Origin of the sequence: Methylobacterium frigidaeris, assembly GCF_022179185.1 — a bacterium.
Taxonomy (GTDB): domain Bacteria; phylum Pseudomonadota; class Alphaproteobacteria; order Rhizobiales; family Beijerinckiaceae; genus Methylobacterium; species Methylobacterium frigidaeris.
Genome location: NZ_BPQJ01000206.1, coordinates 1 through 272, shown reverse-complemented (window position 1 = coordinate 272; position 272 = coordinate 1). Strand labels below are relative to the sequence as shown.

Here is a 272-nt window from a genome sequence, read left to right as displayed (position 1 = left end):
CAATCGGTGCAGGCGGCGAGGCTTTCGAGGCAGGGGCGGAGCAGGTCGAGCCGGTCGCGGGTCGGCACGATGACGCTCACCAGCGGCCGCGGATCGGGCAGCGGGTGCTCGACTTGGAGAAGGCCTTCGTCCCGGGCAACGACGATGCGGCTTTCGCTGCGGCCGGTCCGGTCGAGATGGCCGCGCAGGGCGTCGCGGTGCCGATACCGTCCCCCCTCCCCTGCCGGCGACGCACGATCCCCGGTCTCGCCGCGACGGATCGAAAGGATCTC

General features: G+C 72.1%; 1 protein-coding gene. It reads right to left on the bottom strand.

All coding sequences use genetic code 11. The features are described 5' to 3' along the window. The coding region (locus MFF64_RS36870; protein ID WP_238193989.1) for a glycosyltransferase family 2 protein at positions 1-272 on the bottom strand (272 nt) is incomplete at both ends.